Source organism: Enterococcus hirae ATCC 9790 (assembly GCF_000271405.2).
GTDB lineage: Bacteria > Bacillota > Bacilli > Lactobacillales > Enterococcaceae > Enterococcus_B > Enterococcus_B hirae.
Genome location: NC_018081.1, coordinates 368,618 through 393,723 on the forward strand (window position 1 = coordinate 368,618; position 25,106 = coordinate 393,723).

The window sequence follows — 25,106 nt, forward strand, 5'->3', positions numbered from 1 at the left end:
ATCCACAATCAGCTCATCACAGAAACTATTCGTTCATTTCCAAATAAATCTTTATGAATACTTACTTGTTTATTGGGGAATGCCGTTTGAAAGATTTGTTTCACGATCTCCCCTTGGCTAAATCCTATTTCCAAAAATAGTTTTCCCTCTGGTTTCAAACATTGTTTTGCTTCTTTTGCTATTTTTTTATAGATGGCTAATCCTTCATCTTCGGCAAATAATGCCATTTTAGGTTCAAATGTCCGAACACTTTCATCCATCAATTCCCATTCATCGAAACGAATATACGGCGGGTTGGAAATAATGACGTCAAAGGTTTGATCACTGACCGGTGCCAGTGTATCTCCATGATAAAAATGGATCGCCAGTCCAGCTTGTTGCGCATTCTCTTTCGCTACTGAGAGAGCTGCTGGAGATAGGTCCACAGCCGAAACGTCCCAGTTCTTTCTTGCAGCTTTTAAACTGATCGCAATTGCCCCTGTTCCTGTTCCAATATCTATGACCTTCAAGTTTTGTTCTGACGTTTCTTGCAAACATCGTTCAACTAATTCTTCTGTTTCCGGTCTAGGGATCAAAGTGTCCTCTGTCACTTTTAGGCGGTGACCATAAAAGTCAGCATACCCCAACAAATATTGAGGCGGATAATTGTTCATCAAATGCTCCAGATCTTGTTCGATCATCTGTTGATCTTCGCTAGAAATGGGCTCATTCATCTGCAACAACCAATCAAGTTTTTGCCAACCTTTACGTTCAAGAAAAAGAAATTGGATACTATGTCCTTCTTTTCCATGATCTTCTAAAAAAGAAGAAGCCCGTGATAGGACTTCTAAATACGTGGTCTTACCCATTTTGCATTTCTTCCAATTTTGATGTTTGGTCATACATGATCAACGCATCCACGATCTCATCCATTTTTCCAGCAAGGATTTGATCTAATTTTTGGATAGTTAAACCAATACGATGGTCAGTCACACGGTTTTGCGGGAAATTATACGTACGGATCCGCTCAGAGCGATCACCCGTTCCAACGGCTGATTTACGGTTTGCATCGTATTCACTTTGTGCTTCTTGTTGGATTTTATCATAGACACGGGCCCGTAAAATCTTCATGGCTTTTTCACGGTTTTTCAGCTGTGAACGTTCATCTTGCATTGCTACCACGATTCCTGTAGGTAAATGAGTTAGACGAACTGCCGATGCTGTTTTATTGACGTGCTGACCGCCAGCCCCTGATGCATGATAGATATCTGTTCTGATATCTTTATCTTCAATATCGATTTCTACTTCTTCTGCTTCTGGCATGACCACAACGGTTGCTGTTGATGTGTGGATTCGTCCTTGTGATTCTGTAGATGGCACTCGTTGTACACGATGCGCACCACTTTCATATTTTAATTTTGAATAGACATTTTCTCCAGAGATCATCATGATGACTTCTTTATAGCCACCGATACCAGTAATACTTGCCTCCATCACTTCCGTTTTCCAACCTTGTGATTCTGCATATTTCTGATACATGTTGAATAAGTCACCAGCAAATAACGCTGCTTCATCTCCACCTGCTGCCCCACGAATTTCCATGATGATGTTTTTATCATCGTTCGGGTCCTTTGGTAGTAATAAGATTTTGATTTTTTCTTCTAATTCTTCTTTTTCTTTTTTCAAATCAGATAATTCTTCTTTGGCCATTTCAGCCATTTCATCATCCAACTTTTCACCTAACAGCTCTTCTGTATCTTTGATCCCTTGTACGACATCTTTGTAACGACGGTAGACATCAACAGTTTCACGAGTGTTTGCTTCTTCTTTTGACAATTGCATAAAACGTTTCGTATCTGAAATTACTTCTGGATCGCTTAGTAGCTCGCCCAGTTCTTCATAACGGTCTTCAATTGCTTGTAATTGATCGTACATCTTTATTCTCCTTCTGTCATAATTGATGGTTCAAAATAGTGTTTCCGACAAACGGGGTAATAGGCTTCATTTCCACCAATTTGTACCTGATCCCCCTCGTAAACTGGTTGACCATCGATATAATGTAAATTCATGATTGCTTTCTTATGGCAGAACCAGCAGATCGTTTTCATCTCTTCGATTTTGTCTGCATAAAGCAATAGATATTTTGATCCTTCAAATAACTCATTTCTAAAATCATTCTTCAAACCAAATGCCATCACCGGAATGTTTAATTCATCAACAATTTTCGTAAACGCAATTACGTGTTTTTTCTTTAAAAATTGCGCCTCGTCGATCAATATACAATATGGCTTATCCTCCATTTGAAAAATGACATCAAAGACATCTGTTTCTTCAAAAATCGGCGTGGCTTCTCTTTTTAACCCAATACGACTAGAGACAACACCAACACCATCTCTGGTATCGATCCCACTTGTCATCAAGACAACTGGTTTATTCTGTTCTTCATAATTATGTGCGACTTTTAAGATCTCAATTGTCTTGCCGCTATTCATTGCGCCATACTTAAAAAATAGTTGTGCCATTTACTTGCTCACCTTCCAGTTTGTTCCTATGGTATTATACTTGATTTTCATTATTTTTTACAGTGAGAATTTTTCATCTGGTAAAAACGTTACTTTAGATTAAAACACTCATACATTTAAAACAATAGCTGCGTGTCTTTCAATCCTTCAAAATCAACTAGTGGTTTGGGAAAACAGTTTTTTTTGCTATACTTAATAAAATTCATCTAACTTATGAAGTCAGGAGTGACCTTATGTCAGAAATCTTCAATCAAATCGCAAACCATTATGATACTCCCGAAAGAAAAGCACTAGCAAAAATTATTCAAGACGAACTAATTTCTCAACTACCTTCTTCCACCAAAGAACTGACTTTTATGGATTATGGCGGAGGTACCGGTTTGGTTTCGTTAGCTTTAGCTGACCGATTCAAGCAACTTCTTCTAGTTGATTCCTCTGATGCGATGCTAACAATTGCTGAAGACAAAATTAAGACTAGCGGATTAACAAACGTCTCTTCGGCAACGTTCGATGCCACAACCGAATCCATCGATCAAACAATCGATCAAAAAGTAGATCTTATTTTGATGTCATTAGTCCTACTGCATATTCCTGACACACGTTTGATCTTAGAAAAACTCTACCACATGCTTACGCCAAACGGTCAACTTTTGATCATTGATTTTGATCACAATGATGCGATCAACCATCCAAAAGTCCATAATGGGTTTGACCATGAAGCACTTATGGCTCTACTTGAACAAATTGGGTTTCATTCCACGAATATCCACACTTTTCACTCTGGTAAAAATTTATTCATGAACCAAGATGCCTCTTTGTTTTTTGCTAGCGGAAAAAAATAAAAATAAGCCACAGAATCCTTAAAATAGGAAAAACTATTTCGGATTCTGTGGCTTATTTTCTGGGCTAGACAACTTGGTCATGACCACTGTTGCCTGCATTTTTGCTCATGCTCTTTCTGATACCTGCTCAGAAAGAGACTTAAAAGATTTTGATTTCGTTCAAAGGCCAGTAACGGAAAACTACTTTTCCTTGAATCATGTCTGCATCCACCAAGCCAAATATTCGGCTATCTTTAGAGATCAAACGATTATCTCCCAAAACTAAATATTTTCCTTTGGGCACAACATATTCAAAATCACTTGTGAAATGCTGCGAATTTTCAGCCTGTGCTTGGAAAGCTTCACTGTAAGAATATTCATTCTGCAATTTATCTTTCGCAAAATCTTTTTTAAACTCATTTAAATAAGACTCATTATATTTTTTACCATTAATCGTCAATTGATCATTTTCCATTTTCACGGTATCGCCCGGCATGCCAATGATTCGTTTAACGATCATTCGTTCTTCATCTCCAGGTTCTTTCGTCGTGATAATATCAAAGCGTTCATACTTTGAGATTTTCGACGAGATCAATCGTTGACCATCACTCAACGTCGGATCCATTGAATGTCCGTTAACGGTAACTGGCGTAAATACATAGACCCGAGCTAATAAAATAGCTGCTAGTACTACGATCAAAATACCCCAATTTTTAAAAAATTCTTTCACAACATACCTCCCGCTTTACTTTTGTTTTCTCTTCGTATTATTCAATTGATTTTTTTATTGTTCTTTTTTATTTTACCTTTTTTAGAAAGTAAAGGAAAGAATAAGAATACATCACGTATAACCCTATTTTTTCTTTTATTATTCAAAGGGAGATTCTGTCATTTTTCATCCACAATTTTCTAACCTGTCTTGATCAACGTGATCCATTAACTTCGTGAATGCTTTCTTCGTTGACTTCTACTGTAAACCATTGCTTCATTTTCTGGTTGTTCTTTTTTCACGATAAGTTTTAAACGATAAGGCTCATGATACCTTAAGCCTTCTTTGACGAAGTCACCACCTACAATAAACAACCCAACTGGTTCGAGCTTTTCATCCGCCGAATCCATAAGAATCGTTCCAACAGGGGCTAAATCCGAGTAGCTGCGCCCAATACTCAACTGATATTCTTTTTCTGCTACTTTTTTAACGTAATAATAAGGATAAAGTGTGTTACGATCCACAAGATAGCCATCCATTCTTCCTAGATCATTTGTTTTAATCTCACCATTCCCGATTAAATAACGCATGTTTTCAGCTAATCGCAATTGATAATCTTCATCATAAGAAACACTGACTTCTTTCGTGTTCACTTTGTCGATTGCACCGCTATTCAGCATCGCTTCTTCTGTTTGAATATTGAATGCTTCTTCCGGTAAATATTTGACAAACAATTGTGTCACATCCGCTTTGGTATTCTTATCCAGAAAGTAATAAAATACATTCAAAATGATAAAATACACTAACACTAAAAAGCCGATTCCATACAAGAAAAATTGTAAGTAATTTTGGTTTTGCCAAAGTCCATAAATAATCCGTAAAAGATACATCGTTGGGATTACACTTAAAATCGTATAGCCTCGATTTAAATATTTAGGACTAATATCTAAATAACCTAAAAACTTATGCACGCTATTGATAATATCTAATAAAATTGTCATTGTGAATCACCTGCTTGCTGATTATACACTTGTTTTCCATCTGTATTTTGGGTTGGCGTTACATTTTTCACGGTAGCCTCTCCACTATCCTGTCCTTCAGTACTTGGTGTCGTATTACTTGGTACTGTTGACGAACTTGAGCTTGGTTCTGTATGATTTCCTCCATTGATCGCATTCGTATCACTGGTTTCGGATGAACTGCTTCCTTGCTTGTCAGACTTTTCTTTCGAACTACTTGGTTGCTCTGTAGAATACGTATTTTCGTTGGTTGAACTCGTATTTTCTTCCCATGTGCTCGATGAATCATTCGTCTGATCCAGTGTTGTCGACGTTTCATTAGATGTGGTCTCTGGTGTTGATGTTGGTGTTGTTTCTTCCACCGAACTTGAACTAGGGGTACGATAACTTGAGCTGTTGACAACACCGGTCGCAGTAGCAAAGATTGTTGAAATAGTTAAGACTGCTATTGGTTTCAAAATAGGTGCTACTTTTCGCATCATATCTCTTCCTTTATGTTTTATTTTTCATCACTATTATTTTTTATGCTTGGTCTAAAATTCATTTTTCCACCAAACTGAATATTCGTTTTCAATCGAATCAATCGCTTTTATTTTGACACTTAATTATACTTAACATAAATTTCTTATTTTTTTCTTACGTTTTCTTGAAAATTTTATAATAGAGCTAATTAATTGAAATTTTTGAACTTGCTAAATAATCCTTTGCTTCTTGGTTTATTTTCTTTAAATCACAACCTTGCTGTTTAGCTGCAAAGACACAGCCACAGTAACACTGACGAAAAATGTCATACTCTTTACACATCTGGATCGATCGCTCGTATCCTTTATTTTTCTTAAAATCACTTGGTAAGTAATGAGTTCCATAAATTTTTTGGATATCCATCCCGATTTGGTTGATCAGAGTAGCATTTTTCTTGGGTGAGATCGTTAATGCACTCCCAAAATAATCATAACCAAGTTCTTGGGCTTTTTGTGCTACCAGGTCTAAACGCATATTAAAACAGGCACTACATCTTGCGCCACCTTCTTTTTCTTCCGTAAGGCCTTGCGTAATGACCATTTTATTAAACTCGCTGGGGCGGTACTCATCAACGATCAGCTGAACATGATGATTGGTTTGCTCGTTAAACTGATTAACAAATCGCTTTTGTTCATGGAGTCTTCTTAAATATTCATTTTTAGGATGGATATTAGAATTTGAAAAAAATAAAGTAACCTCTGCAAATTGGCACATAAATTCTAACGTATGTGTGCTGCAAGGAGCACAACAAGTATGGATTAATATTTTTGGTCGAGTTTCTTCTTGTTGCCATTGTTGGATCATTTTTTGTAGTACTCGATCATAATTTATTTTCTGGTTTTTCATTTTTTCAACAATTACCTTTGCATCAATCATTGGGAGACCTCGCTATTCTTCAATTCTTCCATAATTATATGCTATTTGATAGCAAATCAAAAGAAAACGTACATTTTGTTTAAGATTTCTTTGAGTATTATTTATAACCTCGGTATACTGAAAGAAACAACTTTTAAAAAGGAGGATAGTTTCTTGAAATTAACCCTTTTCATGCGGAAATTAAGACGTCGAAGCGAACGTTACGCTTCTAGTCATTTTTCTTCAATCCAAGTCATTGTTTTTTACTATCTTATTATGACCATTGTCTCTTTAGGATTGTTTTACATTCCTTTTTTTCGTGAACCAGATAGTCACGTACCTTTTATCGATATGCTTTTCATGGCGATCAGTACAATCAGTGTAACGGGATTGTCCACATTTGATATTAATTCGGCTTTTAATGATAACGGGGTAATCTTACTTGAAATACTATTCCAAGTAGGTGGATTAGGGATTATGATGATCTCTACTGCTTTTATTATCTTTTCTAAACGAAGAATCACGTTACGACAGCGACAACTGATCATGACGGATATGAATCAGCCACGCTTATCTGGTATTGTTCGTTTGATTCGTATCACCTTTGTAATTTTGTTGTGGTTCCAAGTCCTTTTTGGCGCTTTCTTTTCCATTTATTTCTATTATCGAGGCTACTTTGATCATTGGCGGGATGCACTTTTCTATGGATTTTACCAATCGATTTCTGCTGTGACCAATTCGGGTTTCGATGTCACAGGAAACTCAATCGAGCCGTTTGCACATGACTATCTGTTCCTATTTGTTATCATGTTTTTGATTTTTATTGGTGGGATAGGATTTCCTGTTTTGATGGAATTTCGTGAATGGATTTTGTATAAACGCTCAAAAGCAAAATTACCGTTTCGCTTTTCCTTATTTACAAAATTAGCGGTTTTAGCCTTTATCATCTTATTTGTTGGTGGGACGCTGTTAATTTTTTTACTTGAAAAAGACCATCTTTTTCAAGATTCTAGTTTAAGTGTCAAGTGGATCAATTCTATGTTTTACTCTATGACTACTCGTAATGCTGGCTTACAAATCCATGATTTGGGTAATTTCCAAATCACTACATTGATCGTTTTTTCTTTATTGATGTTCATTGGATGTAGCCCCAGTTCGGTAGGTGGTGGGATTCGTACAACGACCGTAGCAATTATTGGTCTTTATCTCTACTCTTTCCTTAAAAGCGAAGACAACATCAATATTTTTGGTCGTCGAATCGATAATGATGATGTGCGTAAGTCAGTCGTTGTATTTATGTTATCTCTTGGTATGTGTTTTTTCTGTATCGTCTTTTTATCAGCTACAGAAAATCAGCCTTTAATTGCAATTATCGTTGAAGTAACTTCAGCCTTCGGAACCACTGGCTTATCCCTGGGAATTACTGGGAACTTGTCAGTAATTGGGAAAATCACGATCGCAGCTTTAATGTTTATCGGTCGTATCGGTATGTTGTATACTTTGATGTTATTTGTTCCAAAAGAAACACGAGATTTAGGCTACGAATACCCTACTGAAAAAATCATCATTGGGTAAAATTTCAGACAATCGACAAACCTTGAAAGGCTGAATCTGTATTTAGTATACAAAAATGCATCCTGTGTCGCTCTAATAAAAATAACCCAAAGTAGTCAGAAAATAGAAAAGCTATTTTCGGCCACTTCGGGTTATTTATTTGTACTGAAAACTTTGCTCTTATTTGTCTAAGAGGATAATAAACTTCCTAAAACAAAAGCAATTAAATCAAAAGCATAATGCACTGCCCAACTAGTATTCAATGACTTTGTTTTTAAATAGGCTTGGTTAAACCAAAGTCTAATTCCTCCTTGAACTAAGATGACTTGCACAATCGTGAACAACGCTGAACTTCCTAGATAAGTTTCAAAATGAATCAGTCCAAAAATAATTGCTGTGAGCAATGATGCCACCTTAGTATTGATCCTCATTTTTTTACGTAAAGTATCAAAAATAGTGATCGAAAATAGTTCTTCTCCCAGTAAAGCAATTGGTAAAATAAATACAAAAAACCACCAAGGATTATCTTGCGCACTATTTGCTTTCGTCTGAATATCTAACAACTGTGCCAGTATTCCCATGATCATCGAAGCCAACATACCATAAATTTGTGAACCAACTAAAATCAGCAAGAATGTTTTTATCAATCGTTTAGGTGTACTAAATAATTGCCTCACACCAACAAAACCAAATACCAGTAAATAGCTTACTAAACCACTAATAACAAGAAAACTAAACTGAATATAATAAAAGTCAACCTGGGTCAACCCATAGAACCCTACCCCTAACACTCCAAAAGCAATCATTATTCTAAGGACTTGATTATTTGGTTCTGTAATTCTTTTTGTCATATTTCTTGTTCCTCTTCCGTTAAATAATTATCATTTGTTCATTGATTAGTCGCTGACGACCCTTCACATGAGTATTGTTTACGTGTCTTTTATACTGCCCCATCTCCTCAAACAAGCCTTCATCATTGACAGATTTCCAATGATTTATCATGAATGTTTTCCTTTAATTTTCCATAGTATAATCATCTACGAATGAAAATTCTTTTATAGTCCTATATTTAAGACTTTTGGTACTTTGTATCTAAAAATAATCTGACCATAAATACAATAAATATGCGAATAATTAGTTTTTTTGAACTCCACTTGACCTTCATTCGTACTTATTTGTTATAAGAAACGTGCGGATAACACCCCTCGTCTAATTCTACTAAATTCTCTTTCTTTCAGTCGCTTTTCTGGTCACTTTTCCAAAAGTATCTTTCTTAGAATTTTGACAATTTTTTTGCTACTATTACTTCATTACATAAACACATAAAATAATTTTGATGGAGAGATACTATGGAGTATGGTCAGTTAGTACGAAAAATCCGATTAGATAAAGGTTTTTCTCAAAAGGAAATCTATTCAGGAATCGTAACAAAATCTTATTGCATTGAATTTGAAAAAGGAAACCATGACTTGTCTTTCCGACTTTTAGCTCAAGTGTTGGAGCGATTGCTGGTAGATGTGGAAGAATTTATCTTTTTATATGACTATTATCACTCTTCTTCACAAAATTTATGGAAACAATATGAATTGGCTTCTAATACAAAGGACTTAGAAAAGCTCTTTGAGATCTATCAAACGACAACCGCTTCAAAAGATAAAAAAATTCAGCTTCTAAACGCTTTAACTAAAATTGGCCATGATCAATTGAGCGACCATCAAATAGACAATGAGACCTTGGAGTTCCTTGTTGATTATTTAAAATCCATCGAAACATGGACACTACAAGAAATCAAAATTTATACCAACACCTTGAATTACTTTTCAGAAGAACAGCAACAAATTTTCTATAAAAATTCATTAAAAAAAATTCAGATCTATCAAGAATATCCCGCTGGTAAAAAAATTTATTTGACGTTGCTTCTTAATAGTTGCGGTCATTTTATTTCCTATGGGAATTTCTTTTTAGCAAAAGATGCGCTTAGTCATTTAAAGGAATTAACTACCGGAACTGAAGATACAATCTTTAAATTATATCGTATTTATTTTGAGAACATTCTGATTTACTGTACAGAAGAAAAAAGCACAAGTGAAACAATGATCCACTTTATTATCGAAACCTTAGACAAACTGGAGTATTCTTTTTTAAGCGAACAATGTACACTCTTTTTTCAGACGATCAAAAACAACTATTAATTCACTATAGTTATTCCTAAAAAATCAACTGTTATCCGCTGGGGCTATTCTTAGACTAAACGAAACTTCAAATAAACAATCAAGCCTAGTACCAATCGTTGTTAGACAAGAGAATCGCAACCATTTCTTAAAAAAAAGAAAAGCAATTTAACCTTTTTTTGAACATATGGTATGATTAATTGAATTTACTCGTCGTTAAGACGTTTTATGGAGGTTACATAATGGGAGTACGCAGTCAATTTGCGATTGCTGTTGGTAAAACATCACAATGGGCATTAAAAACCTTCTTTAAAGGAGGATCAAGTTTACCGGGTAAACTTGCACTTAAAATCGACCCACACATTTTAGACAGTCTTGCAAAAGATTATCAAGTGGTTGTCGTTACTGGAACAAACGGAAAGACATTGACAACTGCTTTGACAGTTAATATATTACGGCAACAATTTGATGAAGTATTAACCAACCCAACTGGGGCAAATATGGTTCAAGGAATCGTTTCTACTTTTTTGCAAGCCAAACCTAAAAAAGGGCAAAAAAAATTCGCTGTTTTAGAAATCGATGAAGCAAGTTTGAGTAAAGTAACTGAATACATGAAGCCTGAACTATTTTTATTTACAAACATTTTCCGTGATCAAATGGATCGTTATGGAGAAATCTATACCACCTACAAAATGATTGTAGACGGAGCAGCGAAATCACCCGATGCCACAATTATCAGTAACGGAGATTCGCCAATCTTCAACTCTGTGGAAACAATCAATCCTCGCCAATATTATGGGTTTGATCATGAAGAAGACCATGAACAAATGGCTCATTATAATACGGATGGTGTGCTCTGTCCTAAATGTCATCATATTTTACATTACAAGATGATCACGTATGCAAATTTAGGGAAATACTATTGTCCAAACTGTGACTTTAAACGTCCTGAACTTGATTATCGTCTAACGGATATGTTGCGCATGGACAATGTCTCAGCTGATTTTACGATTGATGGTCATAACTATGGAATTGAAGTTGGCGGGATGTACAATGTCTACAACGCGTTAGCTGCCACAGCGGTAGCTGAATATTTTGGGGTAACCCCTGAAAAAATCAAGCAAGGCCTAGGATACGACGAAAAAATATTTGGTCGTCAAGAAATCATTGATATCAATGGTAAAAAATGTACACTCGTACTTGTTAAAAATCCTGTTGGAATCAATCAGGTCATCGATATGATCGGCTTAGCCCCTTATCCATTCTCACTAGTTGCTTTATTAAATGCAAACTATGCAGATGGAATTGACGTTAGTTGGATCTGGGACGGAAATTTTGAACATTTTGCTGATATGGATATTCCTGCAGTGATCGCTGGTGGGGATCGTCATACCGATATGTCGTTACGTCTAAAAGTTGCAGGAATCCCTGAAGATAAGATCATCGAAACAAAGGAACTGAATGAAGTCATTAAAAATATCAAACAATTACCGACCGAACACGTCTACATCCTAGCTACCTATACAGCAGTTCTTCAATTACGAAAAGAATTAGCGAATCAAGGATTTATCAAAGGAGGGATGAATCATGCCTAATTATGAACTGAATATCGCCCATCTTTACGGTAATTTGATGAATACTTACGGAGACAACGGCAATCTATTGATGCTTAAATATGTCGCTAAAAAATTCGGTGTGACCTGTCATACCGAAATTGTCAGTCTGCATGAACCATTTGAAGCAGATAAATATGATTTAGTCTTTTTTGGTGGCGGACAAGATTATGAGCAACTGATCATTTCAAAAGATATCCAAGAAAAAAAAGCAGCACTAACAAACTACATTGAAAATGATGGTGTGATGTTAGCTATCTGTGGCGGGTACCAATTCCTTGGACACTATTATGTGGGTGCCAATGGAGAAAAAATCCAAGGAATCAGTGCCTTAGACCATTACACCTTAAGTCAAGAAAATAATCGTTTTATCGGCGATATCGTTATCTATAATGAAGAGTTTAATGAAACCTATTATGGTTTTGAAAACCACAATGGGCGGACATTCTTAGGGGAAGGCGAACGACCTTTAGGAAAAGTCGTTCAAGGTCACGGAAATAATGGTGAAGACCAATCCGAAGGCGTCATTTATAAAAATGTTTTTGGCTCTTATTTCCACGGACCGATTCTTGCCCGAAATGAGAATCTTGCGGAACGATTGATTCGTTTAGCACTTAAACAACGTTATGGAACAGAACTTGATTTACCAGTCGAATCTTTAGCATAAAACATAACTTTTGTTACCATTAATATTTGCTGGATTGTGATTGTAAATAAATCAATAGTAACAAGCGCAACACCACAACAGAAATAGCAAACTTTAATAATTGAGCCAAAGAATACGAAAATCACTGCTCTGATTTCTGGTATTCTTTGGCCTATTTTTGATCAAGTAATGATTATTACCTTGGGATACGATTGGAAAAGCAAATGACTTCACTGACGATAAGAAAGAATCGTTTGAAAAAGCGAACTAACTTTTCTGCCGTTACCTCTTTTCATTAACACTTCAACACTATCTTTTAACTAATAATTTTAGCTAATTTGCCAATCAGTTTTTCTTTTTTATTATTCTATTCCCCTTAATTAGTTACCCTTCGACAAATAACAACTGAATCCAAGACCACTCATTCCCTATCATTGATATCTGATTGACCAATCATTTCTAATCGTTGTTCCCACAATAATTGATTTCCCGGATCTTCATTTTGCTGGTATAACTCAATAAAATCAATAATGATGGAAGCTTGTTCGATATAAGTTTGTAATATTTTTTTCACTTCTTCCTCTTGGATCAATTCTAAATGTTTCGTTGTTTCTGCAATCTTCTTCTGTTTAAAAAAAAACAACCCTTTCTGTAAATAATTTTGGTCTAACTTTCTTGATAATTCTTCACTTTCTAAATATTTATTTAATATCTCTGCTTCGGCCAATTGTTCTAATTCAATGTAAGCAAATGCAAGCATCACTTTTCTTTTGTCAGATAAATTTTCTGGGGACGTTTCAATAACTACTTCCCAATTTTTTTCAAAAAAAGCTAAATCAAATTGTGCATCTGCGGTGGGGTAATATTCATTGATCTCTTTCAACCATGTAAATTCTTGTTGCTCTGTCAAATAGTCGATCAATTCATGACGCTTTTCTGGATATTCCGTTGCCGCTTGAAGATAGGCTTGCGCTTCGATTAATTTTGCCCACTCCTGCTCCTCTGTCGTGGTAATTTCTTTTTGATCTACTTTCGTAATAAAGTGTGGCCACATTACGCTAATGCCTATGAAAAGACTGAAAACAATCACCACAATAAACCAGACCCTTTTGATCGTGGGAATCAAAGATAGTAATTTTCCTTTGGTTGATCTGTTAGGTTCACCATACTTAATTGCTTTTTTCGTGCGTATCGCTGCTTTACTTTTTGTCGTCTTCTTTTTACTTCGGACTATCTGATATTGCCCACTGATTATTTCTTCTATGGCATCCTTTAACGGAAATTGTAATTCCATTGAATGAAGAAGGTGATTTTTATGATTGTAAATCCGAATACGACAACTACCTATGCTTTTATTAAGGATCGTTTGTTTATTGACCTCTTCTAATAAAATGAGGGCCTCGAAAATCGGTAGACGCTCTTCTTCGATTTCTAGCCTTTTGACATGATCAATCAGTACAGTTTCTCTTGCCATAGATAGACATCCTTTTCATTTACCAAAAGTGATGGACAAAACCGGTATTTTCATTCTGCGTATTCTTTCGATTCCTTTTCAGCTATCTCTATTGGTTGATACCTTTCCACCAAAAAGTGTTTTGTAGCTTAATCAAACACATACCAAATTTGAAACAGCCCTTCATTCTCAAGTGTTTTAGTAGACTTACCTTCTTGATTCAAACTATCAATCGTCCTTGTGACGTTGGCAATCACTTCAATTTGTTGGTCATTCACGTGACGTATAAAATTCTTACTTTTTATAAAACGAGAATGTCCAAAAAATTGTGGAAAAAAATCGCTTTGCTTTCTGCTTTCTTCTTCAGCAATTTTCGCTTGTTTTGCTAAAAATTTCTCATAATTCAAATAATTATCCCCGTACTCTGTGAAAGTAAAATACGAGCGTAAAAAATCATTGACCTGTTGTTCCGAGAAATGAGCAACAGGTATACGGTTATTTGCTTCTTGCTGTGTGTTCTTTTTACCAAAAGTATATCCAATACTTACGGCTATACTGCTACTGATAACCAAACAAGCAATCGTTGTAAATAATTGATGTTTATTTCTGATTTTTACCCGCTCCCTACGATTCGATAAAAGTAAACTGGTGCCAGTTGTGGATCACCATAATACCCTGCAAATGGAGTAATGACGACATCACCATTTTGACTAAATCCTTTTTTCGTAGCGGGTGTACAGTGAATAATCGTTTTTCCACCAGCATCTAAAAAGAATCCTGTATGCCCAAAATCGCCCGACGAATTACCTTTTTCTCCCCAAATAAATAAGTCACCTGCTTGTACTTCGGAATAGTTGATCGGATAGAGAAGTTGTCCTTCCAAACCATAAAGTGTTTCTGTATTTCCCAACGGTACATTTAGTCCCATTTCATTCAACACCCAAATTACGTAAGACGAGCAATCGTGATAAGGAAATACGCCTCTTTGGTTTCCCTGAGAATAATACACACCTTTTTGATGAAGACTTTGTGCTTTAGCTAAAAGAGCCTCATGAAAGTCAGAGAATCGCTCCCACAGCAATCCCATCTCTTGCTTTCCACCCAATTGCACCATTAATTGTTTGATCGCAGGCACCCAATAACGATTGAGCCCCATGGGATCATTTGTCGCATCAATCGGACAATAGACCGCTCCTAATTGTTCGACAGTTACTCGTTGCTGGTCAATAATCAGCTTTTTAAGTGTTCGACCAGTTGCTTCGATTCCTTCGTCTAACGTACGATATGAAATTAAACCTTGATCATTCATTAGACCAGCTGGGTTATTTTTTTCTAAGATTCCTTTACTAGTTCCCCAGGCACTTTCATGAATCATGATCGCCGCTAAGATCACCGGTGAGATGCCGTTTCTTTTTGCTTCTTGTAAAATTTTATCTGCTCGATCGCTAAACGCATGACACTTAAGCAGAATTAATTGCCGAAATGTCCATTCATCAAATGACGTGTTTTGATTACCAGAGTCTAATTGGAATGTTTCCGAATATGCTACTTCTTCAAAATAAAAACTTGGATTTACTGATTGTCCATTTTTGGAATATTCAATGGTTACTTCATTTTCTTTCGCTACAGTTCCAATCAATTCTCCCGAAACGACTTCTTGGTCATGATTGACTAATGGTGAAACATTCTTTAAGACAAGCTGTCGATTATTGAATTGGATCACGATTGACTGATCAGTCACAGTCGTTTTCCCAGCCATCGGAGCATATAATTCTATATTTTTCTCAGCTTGTAATTGGATTCCCTGAAATAGCTTTTTTTCTTGGCCATCGAGAAAGTAACCATATCTTTGATTGACCATTAATCGATGATCTTCCTTAAATGGCGATTGTAGTTCCATCAATTGACGATAACGACCAATCGTTGAACCAACATTCAATCGTTCTTTCAATTCTTCTGTCCATTCAATAATCTGAGTAAAATATTTTGTTGTTAATGTTGCTTCGTTCCCTTTTGCATGAAGGGACCATAAGTTATCATGGATCTCATGGATTTTCGCTTTGATTACTGGATTTTCGAGTTCCACATTCTCATAACAAATACCCAAATAAGACAATAATTCATCAATATTAGAAATCAAATTCATGTCTTGTGTCATCCCTATCTGTCCGTTGATTTTAATAATGTTATGCTGCTGACGAAGCACTCGATTTTTTTCAACATCCAAATGAGTCATGTACGTCCAAATATTTGTTAATTCAAATTCATTGATATTGGGTACACTCGAATAAATGACACTGGTTATCCCTATCGTCAGTAAGAATAGTAATACACAACTAAGAACCATGAGTGATCTAAAAAAATGCCATTTATTGGGCTGAACAGCTAAGAACTTACGACGCTTTTTTCTGAAGGGAACTAACATTTTATTTGTAACGCTCCGTTTTATCGATTGATTCAAGCTACTTGATAGAAAAATTTTCCGATACTCGTTGTCTCGTTTGTTCCAATTAGATTTATTCATCGGATTGTTCCTGTTTTCTTTTTATCCGTTCCTCGGGATCAGTCGTGATTAATTCATATAATCTTGTGGTTGAATCAACGGTATTAGAAAAAGGCACGATTGCATGACCTGCACGTATCAACCCTGCACCTTTTGGCGGATGGATCAAGTGTTTTTGTTGTTGAGTAGAAAGACGAAAAAGAGTAGAAAGTTCGTCCAGATCACTTTTAGCCTGTTTTAGCATAATGATAAATTCAGTGTTGCTTAGCATCCTCCGTGCTTTATCTGAAAGCAGTAACGTCTCCACATTTTGCGTGATCCCTGTAGGAATTGCTCCCCACTTTCGGATACGACTCCATAATTCAAAAAAATAATTTTCACAGTAAGGATCATTTAGCATCAACTGCATTTCATCAATGTAAATCCACGTAGTGATCCCTCGATCCCGATTACGTACCACCCGATTCCATACTTGCTCTAAAACCACCATCATCCCAAATGTTTTTAACTGACTTCCTAACTCTTTGGTGTTGTAGATGATAAAACGCTTATTTAACTCAATATTTGTCGTATGGGAAAAAATCGCTAAAGAACCTTCAATATATAATTCTAAGTCTAATACTAGTGCCTGCGCTTCTTTTTCCGGCTGTTCTTTGAGCAACGTAAACCATTCCTTCGCTAATGTTGGCATTTGCTTGTCCTGAGAATGAAAATAGTTAAAATAAGTCAAGCGAGTCACACGATCAATGATGGAACGTTGTGCGGAATTCAAACCCGATTGTCCACCGATCAAAGCTTCAAATGCTGTTAACAAAAAGTCGGATTTTAATTTTACTGGATCAACCTCCCCACTTAAATCATCTGTGATATCCAATAGATTGATAAATGTATCGGTATTTGGTGCAATTTTAACAATTTGCGCATCAAAAGTTTGCCCAATTAATGTATCTTCATCTTCAGGATCAATCGAGATGATTTCGTCTGTTGGATTTTTTAGTAGTGTAGTAATTTCTTCATATTTTTTGGCTACCCCTTTTCCTGAGCCTGAACTACCTAAAATCATTCCACTTGGGGTATTCAACCGTTTCCGATTGATCCGAACTACATTTTTCGTTAGCTCATTCATTCCATAGTATTTACCCTCCTCGTGGTCAAGTTCTTGCGCAGTAAATGGAATAAAAATAGCTGCACTTGCTGTAGTCAATGTTCGGCGGGTTGTTATCCAATTTTTTCCAAATGGAAGGACGGAGTTCATCCCTTCTAGTTGTAGATAATCCAAATAATGAAAGCCACAACCATTTTTTCTGGCAATACTCAAAACTCGTTCGGCTATATCAGTCAATTTTTCTTTTGTGTTTGTTCTGAAATAGACAAAAACCGAAACGAAAAATAAATTCTGTCCTTCTTTTAACAAATCATCTAATAATAAATTAGCTTCATTGATACTATTGGTTAATTCATATGGAATACTTGTATAAGGATCGTAGCCTTTTTGAGTTGCTTTTCTTTGAGCAGCGACTTTGTCTCCTTCCATATAGGCTTTTTTTATTTGAACCAGATGATTGGCTTGCTCAGCCCCGACTGGATCAATGTGGATCGATAACGTGATTTCTTCGGGTATTTCCATCAATTCTGCCATGAGTTTATCTGACAATCTAGCTGGATAGTCTTTTAGGTAAAGAATCTGGGCATATTCCTCATTGATTTCAAAATAGTTTTTCTTTTTAAAATTAAAACTGGAAGGAGCAATCACAGCTTTTGTTGAAAGATGATTAAAGACTAAATCGGAATAGTTAAATTGAAAGTGTTCCGATGATTTCAACAACTGATTGACCAATTTTAGACGCTTTAAACCGTCTAATGGGTCAACCGTTGAGCCAATTTCTTCCAAATTTCCGATTAAATTCTTTTCGATTCGTCCCAATAATTGTTTTGCCTGCTCTAAGTGATTGGCTGGAGTACTGAAAGTCAAATAGTTTTCTTTTGTAAAACGATTCTCCCCTTCATTGATTTTTTGAAGAAGCATCTGATTGACTTCTTCACGATAGCTATCATGTTGATCGCCTTTACTCTCATAAAAAAGCTTATCCGTCATCTCATCAAGCTCAACTCTTTTTTTTAAGATCGTGATTGTTAGATGGATCGTATCATCAAGACTGTTCAATAGTTCACCGTACCTTTGGAATATCAGCAATTGTTCATCTTGTTGAGCAATTTGATAATTCACATCTGAAAATCGAACACTTTTGGAATAATAATTAGGTACAATTTCACAAATGCCACTTTCAAACATTTTTTCATAACGCAACAAATCTTGGACATTACGCTTTGGCGCTAACTTTTTTTGATATTGCCCTCTTTTTTCTTTTGTTTTTGCATCAAACGAATAAATTTTTTATTATTAGTTTCCGTACTCAACTTGTTTTCTTTCGGCACGCTTACTCCTTTGACCCACCATGGCATTTGAATACAACTCCTCTACAATAGGATAAGTATAATAATTCGCCAATTGAAAATAATTCCATCGAATCTGCACATACTTTTCTAAAGGTAAGTGATTAGGTGTCAGCCAGCCCACTGACAAGATAGGGGCACTGAGTACCATAAAAACGATCCCGATATCATCAATCGGATACTTCCAACTGACATAATTTAAAATGCCCAGAGGAACGATCAAAAGCAACGTTACAACAGCAGAGATAAATTGTCTTAACGAAACGCCAAAAAACAATTTTTCTTGGTAGGTTAAAATTTCTTTTCGAATTGGTACTTCAATCATCGATTTTATTTCCCTCCAGTTAAAAATGATTCTCTAGGCAGTTGCAAGAATGATTTTTGCCCATTTATTGGTATAAAATAAACTAGCACATAATGTTAGACAATTCCCTGATATCCCACTGATCACTGCAATCATTCCCTGTTTTTCATCAATTGAAAACACAGAATGTACGAGCAGTGGATAAAAACTTAATATAATAAATAAGAGGATCCCTTGCAGGGAGGAAGCACAAACTAATTTCAAAAAATTTTTACCAATCGAACTAACTTCTTCATTAAGAAACGTCACAAGAGGTAATGGAGAAATGCTAAAATACAAATAAATTTCAAAAAAACGCATGAAAATAACCAGTTTTGTTAGCACACTTGTTAGTACGGAGAAAATCAACGGGATCAACAAAATAATTAACAACGTAAGTTTTTCAAAAAAGCCCCAATGGTAGATTCCCTCAATCAATGAAAGAACATCAACAGCCTTACTTCCACCTTCTCGAATCCCAATTTGACTGATACCATTACTGATTGTTGTACTAATTTCAACGATCATATGGATAAATATTGTTAAATGGCGCATGATCAACAGGCTTACTCCTAATTTAAGAAAGAGCGGGAGGAACAACTCCATGCCACCAAAACCGGAATAATTTCCATAAATCTTTTGTGCCATTTGTTGAAACTCCAGCAATAGTAAAAAGCCTAGTACAGAATAAGCAATTGGTTTGATTACTCCATTCATAATTAACTCACTGTATTGATAGATATCAGGTAGATAGGTTTCTAGATTTTGTAGTAGCATATTTTTAGGGTCGTTTGAAAAATTTAATTGATCAGCAATTGTTTGCAGTAAAAATTTGATTGCACCGTCCAGCTTAGCCACTTCCTTAGATTGAAATAGTTGCTACCCAAGCGCCAGCTGCAACGATAACAGCCCCACCAACGATCTGAAAAAGAGCATTTTGCATTCCGGGACCATTATGTTCTTTGATAGCCGCGCCGAGTTGAATAATCCCCCATACAGTGAGCAGACTGCCAGAAGCAAGTACTCCTTTTGAAAACAACGACATCGCTTGCTCAAAATAGTCCATATTATTCTTTCTCCTTTTCTATCGCTTGTTGATTCATAATGGTTACTTGGTAACTAGCATGTACCCGCTCAAAAGAATCACTGATACTCAAACTGACAGTGTAAGTTCCTGGTTTGTTGACATCGACGTTTTCAGTCACTTCGACATCTGTTAAAGATAATGTTTCTTCTTTGTCGTAAACCTCAATTCCTGCTAGCGGATCAAATGCCTCTCCAATAGCTAGCACCTTATCGGCTATGCCTATAAATCGTGGTGGTTCATTGATGACCGTGATTTTCCCATAACCACTGGTTGTTTTGCCATTTGTATCAGTGACTTTAAGAGGAAGCAAATATTTTCTTAATTTAGATGTATCGATCCGATTCCATGCTGCTTCATCTATTTCAATATTTAATCGTTCTAACGGATCTTCTCGATCTGAAACAACCAGTTGTGCAAAATAATCTTCTTTCTTCAAAGCAGAGAAAACATTGACTTGAAGATCCGCCTGGATGATTTTAGGGGCTTCATTCGTTACTTGTACGAGAAGTCGCCTCTCCTCTGCATATTTTCCATATCGATCTTGCACATTGCCAATCCTAAAGAAATATTTTCCTTCTTTATTGGAATCAAAATTAGTTTCTAAGATATTGGTTTTAGTTAATGAGATATCTCCGTCTTCCCTATCCCAAGCTTTCACATAGTCGAAAATATTCAACTCTTGATTTATCTGATGGTCAATCCATTCGGGTATATGGATTACCGGTGCATCATTTTCAATTTTGATAAACGCTTTCGTTTTCGCTTGAGCCCCATGTCGATCATTGACAGAATAAAGCACCTCATAGCTTCCTTCTTTGTTGATATCTAGATTTGTTTCGACTTCAATCTTTGCGGTTAAATCCTCATCTTCTTGGTCCATTGCGGATACTCCTGCTAACAAATCAACTGGTACACCGATCTGCTGGTACATTGTCGTCTGCTTCAAGTTGATTTTCGGTAAGCTATTAACAAAAAAGTAGATGGTGGCATCTGTAAACATTCCTGCCGAGTCGGTGACACGGATCGTAAATTTTTGCTCGCCCAGCTTCGACGTGTCAATAAAATTATGTTTGACTGTGGGAAGAGCGTCGTTACCCATGAGAATCTCAAAATAGTCTGCTGGTTCAAATTTACTATATTGCTCAATGACCATGTAAGTGGATGCTAGTGAAATTTGTGGTTTCTGCCAAGTCGTTTGGTCACTCTCACGATTCTTTTCTTTTTCAATAGAAACTGGAGGGGCCTCATAGACTGGGGCTTGTTTACTATCCGCTCTTTCTTTTGAAGTTTCTAAAGTTGTGACTTCTGTTTTCTTTTTTTCTTTAGCAAAGGCAACGACTAATTGCGCTACCTCATGCTCTAGTTGTTGAAGTGGCAATTCCGTTCCCTCAGTTTTAGAACTAAAATAGTCAAATTGTTCCATGACTGCGATTGCCGGATCATGATCCTCTTCAAGAAAATAATGAGTGGGTATTTCTTCTTTTTCTAAGTTTTTTGTATCAATGATATTTGCTACTTGTTTTTGTTTACTTGCTACTGTTTTTTCCTGATTGTGACTTAGGTAGATGCTAGTAATTCCTGTGATACTTCCACTGATAAAAAGGAACAAAAGTCCATATTTTATCCTGCCTAGATTCTTTTTCGATAACTGATCTACAACGATTGAACGTTTCACCATTCTTTAGACCATCCTTTCTTTTATCTTCTAAACACTTTGATCATACTTTTAGTAAAAATAAGCGAAATCAATTTTTTCACAACTTTACATGTTTCTGCTTTTTTTGAAGATAAAGATAACTGCTAACGATAATAATCAAGCTCAATCCAAGAAGAACCATCTCCAGCGAACGTCGTTCATTCGTTTTTGGCAATATGCTTTGCTTTAATAATAATTTTCTTTTTTAATGTAATTGTCTGATCTTTGTTCCTTAAATCATCCTCACGTCCTACTTCATTTTTTTGCTCTTCTTCGTAATATAAGACGTGGGTCGCTGTTAATTGATCGCTATCTTTGAGGATATTTGCCTTCAACTCAAGAAATACTTCAAATGTATCTTCTTTGTTCTTTGGAGTGTAAGTTGATGTCGCTTCACTGACCACTTCTCCTGTTTTCGTATTCTTATATTGCGTAAAAACAGTATAAGTGTGTCCGATTTCGATTGCCTCGCCTTTGACCCACACCACATCTTTCAACTGATTATCTACTGTTGGGTCAAGTGTTTTTTCGCCAGCAATATCGGTAAATAAAGAGGTCAACTCTAATGGTTCCCGTTCATTGTAGGCTTCAAGAACAAGTAGTTCGCCATCCTTTTCAACCGTGACAGAAAAATCCATTGGTTCTTCTAATAGTAAATAGCCTGCCAAAGGTTCCACTTCAACAAATTTATAGTTGCCATAAGGTAGTGCCTCTACATTGATTTTCCCTTCTTTATCAGTCAAATATTTTTCAATTAAGGTTTCAGTCAATTCTCCATTTTCATCCGTTGCTATGTTGTATAAATGAAATGGGACATTTTCTAATGGTTGTTCATTCAACCGATCTCGTTTGATCAATTGGATATCTTGTCGAGCTAAGCGATTCGGAATTTCTAAACGAATCAAGGCATCCGCATTCTCTTCTGTGACACTAAAAATGAGTGGTTCTTCTAGTGGTACATATCCTTCTGGTGCTTTGATCTCATGGAGTTCATAGCGATCCACACCCCAAGGCAAACTTTCTGTGGTAATGATTTCGCCTTTGTCATTAGTTTCAAAAATCTCGGTCTGTTCCGTGTCATTTGGTCGCACCATCGAAACAAATTCGCCTTCTCCTTCATTTGCCTAAGTATCAAAAATTTTGAACTGAGCGCCTGCGTAAGGTATGTTCTCGCCTGTTTCTTCATCCACTTTGATGATATGCAATCGAGATTCAATCACTTTATCTTCCAATAAAAAGAAATGGGTATAACCGTCTTCCGTGATCGTCACTTCAAATGGTTCGATCAATAAATAGCCATCCACACCTTGGGTTTCTTCAATGGTATAAGTGTCATAAGGTAGATTCTCAAACTTGAAATACCCGTTCTTACCAGTGACTTGGACATATTCTTGTCCAGTGGTGTGGGAAGTAGCTGTCAGTTCAACGCCTTCTAAAGGTGGCTTTACCCCCTGTTGCTCTTTCGCCAGTCTGGCAATTACTTCAAAAACGGTTTGAGGAATCAAGGGGCGTGAACCAAACTTATAGCCTTCTACATTTCCTTTGATGACTCGATCAGTCACCGTTTTACTGTGAAGCGCTACGGTTTCATTTTGTCCAGCATACGTGAGGTTAACGGTATGTTTTGTATCATCCAAATTGTAGCCTTCTGGCGGTTCGATTTCTTGGAGATAATAGGTTCCTAACTTTAATCCTTTCACCTCTGCTTGTGCTATGCCATTGACATCTTGCATCGTTAGTTTACTAATAGAAGTCCCATTCTTATCGGTTAATTCGTAAACAGCTCCTACCAATTGAGAAGCCCCTTGTGGTTTACTGCCTGTTTCTTCATCTTCTTTGATCACTTTGAGATTTGCTAGTTGCTCTTTATTATCTAAACTGATCGTGGTGGTCTCATTGGCTTTGATGGTCACTGTCTGAGGTGTGGCATTGAGGACATAGCCATTCGGTGCTTTGATTTCTTGTATCGTGACTTTTGTGTCGACTAACAAATCATTCCAGGTAGCATAGCCATCAGAACCTGTAGTGATTTCTTTGGTTTTTCCATCAGACGTAGTAAAACGAAAAACGGCACCTGCCAATGGTTGCTTGGTCGTTTCATCTACTTTGCGTACACGGGCATTGCCGTTTTTTAAAACAGTTATGGTTAAAGAAATTTTTTTACGTTCATTTAATCTGCCAACCATCATATTTTGGGTATATGGGTGTTGATAAATTAGCGGAACACCTTGAAAAGTAGAGGCAATATCATAGTCAAATTCAACTCGACTAGTCGCTTCTGCATTTTTGTTGGCAAGAATCGTTAATTGATTTCCTTTTTTAGAAATACTTAGTCCTTGTGAGACGAAAGATGGTAATGACTGATAATTACTAAAGGCATGGGTCGTGTCAGTTAAGGTGATACTTTCTCCAACTTTTAAGTTTATCGTTTGTTTGTCAAAAGAAGGTGATGTATAGAAATAATTGACATTTTTCATGACAGCAGATTTAAAGGTTTGATAGTCCGTCATCGAAAATACCCCTGAAATACTCAACGGTGTAATCCCTTGTTGTTCCCATGCCAAAATTTGAGTCATCAATTCTTTTTTCAACGTGTGGCCCGAAACCATCAGCCCGTAATACTTAATCAAAGAAATTTTTTTCATCTGTTCAGTATTTCGCTCAGCGACTGTATAGCCAGAGTTATTTCCAAGATTAAGTGCAGCACCTGGTTCTATGCACAAGGCAATTTCATTGTTGATCCGTTTACCGTACCAGCCATATTCACGTACACCGTTCGATAAGCGAATATCAATATTGGAGATATGAGCATTGGGGTCAACATAAATCGTTTGATTGTTTCGTTGGTGGGTTTGAGTTTCTCCTAAAGCAGCATGAATCGAGTGAGTGATGTAATTCGAAAGAGTTGTCGTATATAATTTGCCGTCTTCAGTTTGAATCAACTGATTCTCTTGAAGAAAACTTATCTTACGATCGTCTTGATCTGTATTTTCTAAATTTCCTGCTAAAACAACAAGTGGTCGGCAAAACGAAACGGATAATAAATGAATGATCAAAAATATGCGTACAATTAACTGGTATTTTTTCATCGAAATTCTCCTGTTTTTTGATAATAAACCTGCTTATCTACAAAAGTTCTCTCATAAACATAGAATTACT

Annotated in this window: 21 protein-coding genes and 1 pseudogene; 5 read left to right on the top strand and 17 right to left on the bottom strand. The window is 36.3% G+C overall.

Translation table 11 applies throughout. The features are described from left to right. Positions 1-8: 8 nt before the first annotated feature. Genes prmC through EHR_RS01820 form a run of 3 tightly spaced genes read right to left on the bottom strand, consistent with a single transcriptional unit; the run spans position 9 to position 2,501 of the window. A complete protein-coding gene (prmC, locus tag EHR_RS01810; protein ID WP_010719997.1) occupies positions 9-848 on the bottom strand; it encodes a peptide chain release factor N(5)-glutamine methyltransferase in 840 nt (279 codons plus the stop codon). Further along, positions 841-1,914 carry a peptide chain release factor 1 gene (gene prfA / locus EHR_RS01815; RefSeq protein WP_010719998.1) on the bottom strand — a complete coding sequence of 358 codons (1,074 nt, stop codon included), beginning with the start codon at positions 1,912-1,914 and terminating at the stop codon, positions 841-843. Before prfA ends, prmC begins: the two co-directional genes overlap by 8 nt. A gap of 2 nt (positions 1,915-1,916) precedes the next feature. Beyond that, positions 1,917-2,501: a thymidine kinase gene (locus tag EHR_RS01820; RefSeq protein WP_010719999.1), complete on the bottom strand. Its 585-nt coding sequence runs from the start codon at positions 2,499-2,501 to the stop codon at positions 1,917-1,919. Positions 2,502-2,734: 233 nt separating this feature from the next. On the opposite strand from EHR_RS01820, the gene EHR_RS01825 reads away from it, so the two are divergent. Beyond that, entirely contained in the window at positions 2,735-3,343 is a 609-nt protein-coding gene (locus EHR_RS01825) for a class I SAM-dependent methyltransferase (protein ID WP_010738401.1), read from the top strand. Positions 3,344-3,482: 139 nt separating this feature from the next. On the opposite strand, the gene lepB is transcribed toward EHR_RS01825, so the two are convergent. From lepB to EHR_RS01845, 4 genes are all read right to left on the bottom strand, one after another. After that, positions 3,483-4,052 carry a signal peptidase I gene (lepB, locus tag EHR_RS01830; RefSeq protein ID WP_010720001.1) on the bottom strand — a complete coding sequence of 190 codons (570 nt, stop codon included), beginning with the start codon at positions 4,050-4,052 and terminating at the stop codon, positions 3,483-3,485. A gap of 206 nt (positions 4,053-4,258) precedes the next feature. Further along, a complete protein-coding gene (locus tag EHR_RS01835; protein ID WP_010720002.1) occupies positions 4,259-5,032 on the bottom strand; it encodes a DUF6681 family protein in 774 nt (257 codons plus the stop codon). Then, entirely contained in the window at positions 5,029-5,529 is a 501-nt protein-coding gene (locus EHR_RS01840; RefSeq protein WP_014834263.1) for a hypothetical protein, read from the bottom strand. Before EHR_RS01840 ends, EHR_RS01835 begins: the two co-directional genes overlap by 4 nt. Positions 5,530-5,716: 187 nt before the next feature. Continuing rightward, the gene (locus EHR_RS01845) at positions 5,717-6,448 is read right to left on the bottom strand and encodes an epoxyqueuosine reductase QueH (protein ID WP_010738402.1); all 732 of its coding nucleotides are present in this window, start codon (positions 6,446-6,448) and stop codon (positions 5,717-5,719) included. A 171-nt stretch (positions 6,449-6,619) separates the two neighbouring features. On the opposite strand from EHR_RS01845, the gene EHR_RS01850 reads away from it, so the two are divergent. Continuing rightward, the gene (locus tag EHR_RS01850) at positions 6,620-8,002 is read left to right on the top strand and encodes a TrkH family potassium uptake protein (RefSeq protein WP_148282908.1); all 1,383 of its coding nucleotides are present in this window, start codon (positions 6,620-6,622) and stop codon (positions 8,000-8,002) included. Positions 8,003-8,169: 167 nt separating this feature from the next. Here the strand turns inward: EHR_RS01850 and EHR_RS01855 are convergent, their stop codons facing one another. Beyond that, complete coding sequence (locus EHR_RS01855) at positions 8,170-8,832, bottom strand: CPBP family intramembrane glutamic endopeptidase (RefSeq protein WP_010738403.1); 663 nt, start codon at positions 8,830-8,832, stop codon at positions 8,170-8,172. 498 nt (positions 8,833-9,330) lie between these two features. On the opposite strand from EHR_RS01855, the gene EHR_RS01860 reads away from it, so the two are divergent. The 3 genes from EHR_RS01860 (at position 9,331) to EHR_RS01870 (ending at position 12,432) form a co-directional block, all read left to right on the top strand. Then, entirely contained in the window at positions 9,331-10,173 is an 843-nt protein-coding gene (locus tag EHR_RS01860) for an Rgg/GadR/MutR family transcriptional regulator (protein WP_010738404.1), read from the top strand. A 221-nt stretch (positions 10,174-10,394) separates the two neighbouring features. Continuing rightward, complete coding sequence (locus tag EHR_RS01865) at positions 10,395-11,747, top strand: Mur ligase family protein (RefSeq protein WP_010738405.1); 1,353 nt, start codon at positions 10,395-10,397, stop codon at positions 11,745-11,747. Beyond that, on the top strand, positions 11,740-12,432 hold the full coding sequence (locus EHR_RS01870) for a type 1 glutamine amidotransferase (protein ID WP_010738406.1): 693 nt from the start codon (positions 11,740-11,742) through the stop codon (positions 12,430-12,432). Before EHR_RS01865 ends, EHR_RS01870 begins: the two co-directional genes overlap by 8 nt. 400 nt (positions 12,433-12,832) lie before the next feature. Here the strand turns inward: EHR_RS01870 and EHR_RS01875 are convergent, their stop codons facing one another. From EHR_RS01875 to EHR_RS14740, 9 genes and pseudogenes are all read right to left on the bottom strand, one after another. Then, positions 12,833-13,885, bottom strand: a complete 1,053-nt coding sequence (locus EHR_RS01875) for a hypothetical protein (protein ID WP_010738407.1) — start codon at positions 13,883-13,885, stop codon at positions 12,833-12,835. Positions 13,886-14,013: 128 nt separating this feature from the next. After that, positions 14,014-14,436, bottom strand: coding sequence for a hypothetical protein (locus EHR_RS01880; protein WP_010738408.1), 423 nt, complete (start codon positions 14,434-14,436; stop codon positions 14,014-14,016). Between the two features lie 41 nt (positions 14,437-14,477). Further along, complete coding sequence (locus tag EHR_RS01885; protein ID WP_010738409.1) at positions 14,478-16,388, bottom strand: peptidoglycan amidohydrolase family protein; 1,911 nt, start codon at positions 16,386-16,388, stop codon at positions 14,478-14,480. Then, positions 16,381-18,759 carry a VirB4-like conjugal transfer ATPase, CD1110 family gene (locus EHR_RS01890; RefSeq protein WP_148282895.1) on the bottom strand — a complete coding sequence of 793 codons (2,379 nt, stop codon included), beginning with the start codon at positions 18,757-18,759 and terminating at the stop codon, positions 16,381-16,383. The genes EHR_RS01885 and EHR_RS01890 overlap by 8 nt, the downstream gene beginning before the upstream one ends. Positions 18,760-18,768: 9 nt before the next feature. After that, a complete protein-coding gene (locus EHR_RS01895) occupies positions 18,769-19,146 on the bottom strand; it encodes a PrgI family protein (protein WP_010720014.1) in 378 nt (125 codons plus the stop codon). A gap of 33 nt (positions 19,147-19,179) precedes the next feature. Further along, positions 19,180-20,022, bottom strand: a complete 843-nt coding sequence (locus EHR_RS01900) for a VirB6/TrbL-like conjugal transfer protein, CD1112 family (protein ID WP_010738411.1) — start codon at positions 20,020-20,022, stop codon at positions 19,180-19,182. A 4-nt stretch (positions 20,023-20,026) separates the two neighbouring features. Further along, a complete protein-coding gene (locus EHR_RS01905) occupies positions 20,027-20,230 on the bottom strand; it encodes a hypothetical protein (protein ID WP_010720016.1) in 204 nt (67 codons plus the stop codon). Between the two features lies 1 nt (position 20,231). Next, positions 20,232-21,929 (bottom strand): immunoglobulin-like domain-containing protein, encoded by a 1,698-nt coding sequence (locus EHR_RS01910; protein WP_010738412.1) that lies wholly within the window; start codon positions 21,927-21,929, stop codon positions 20,232-20,234. Between the two features lie 76 nt (positions 21,930-22,005). Then, a pseudogene (locus tag EHR_RS14740) lies at positions 22,006-25,036 on the bottom strand (SpaA isopeptide-forming pilin-related protein). Between the last annotated feature and the right edge of the window lie 70 nt (positions 25,037-25,106).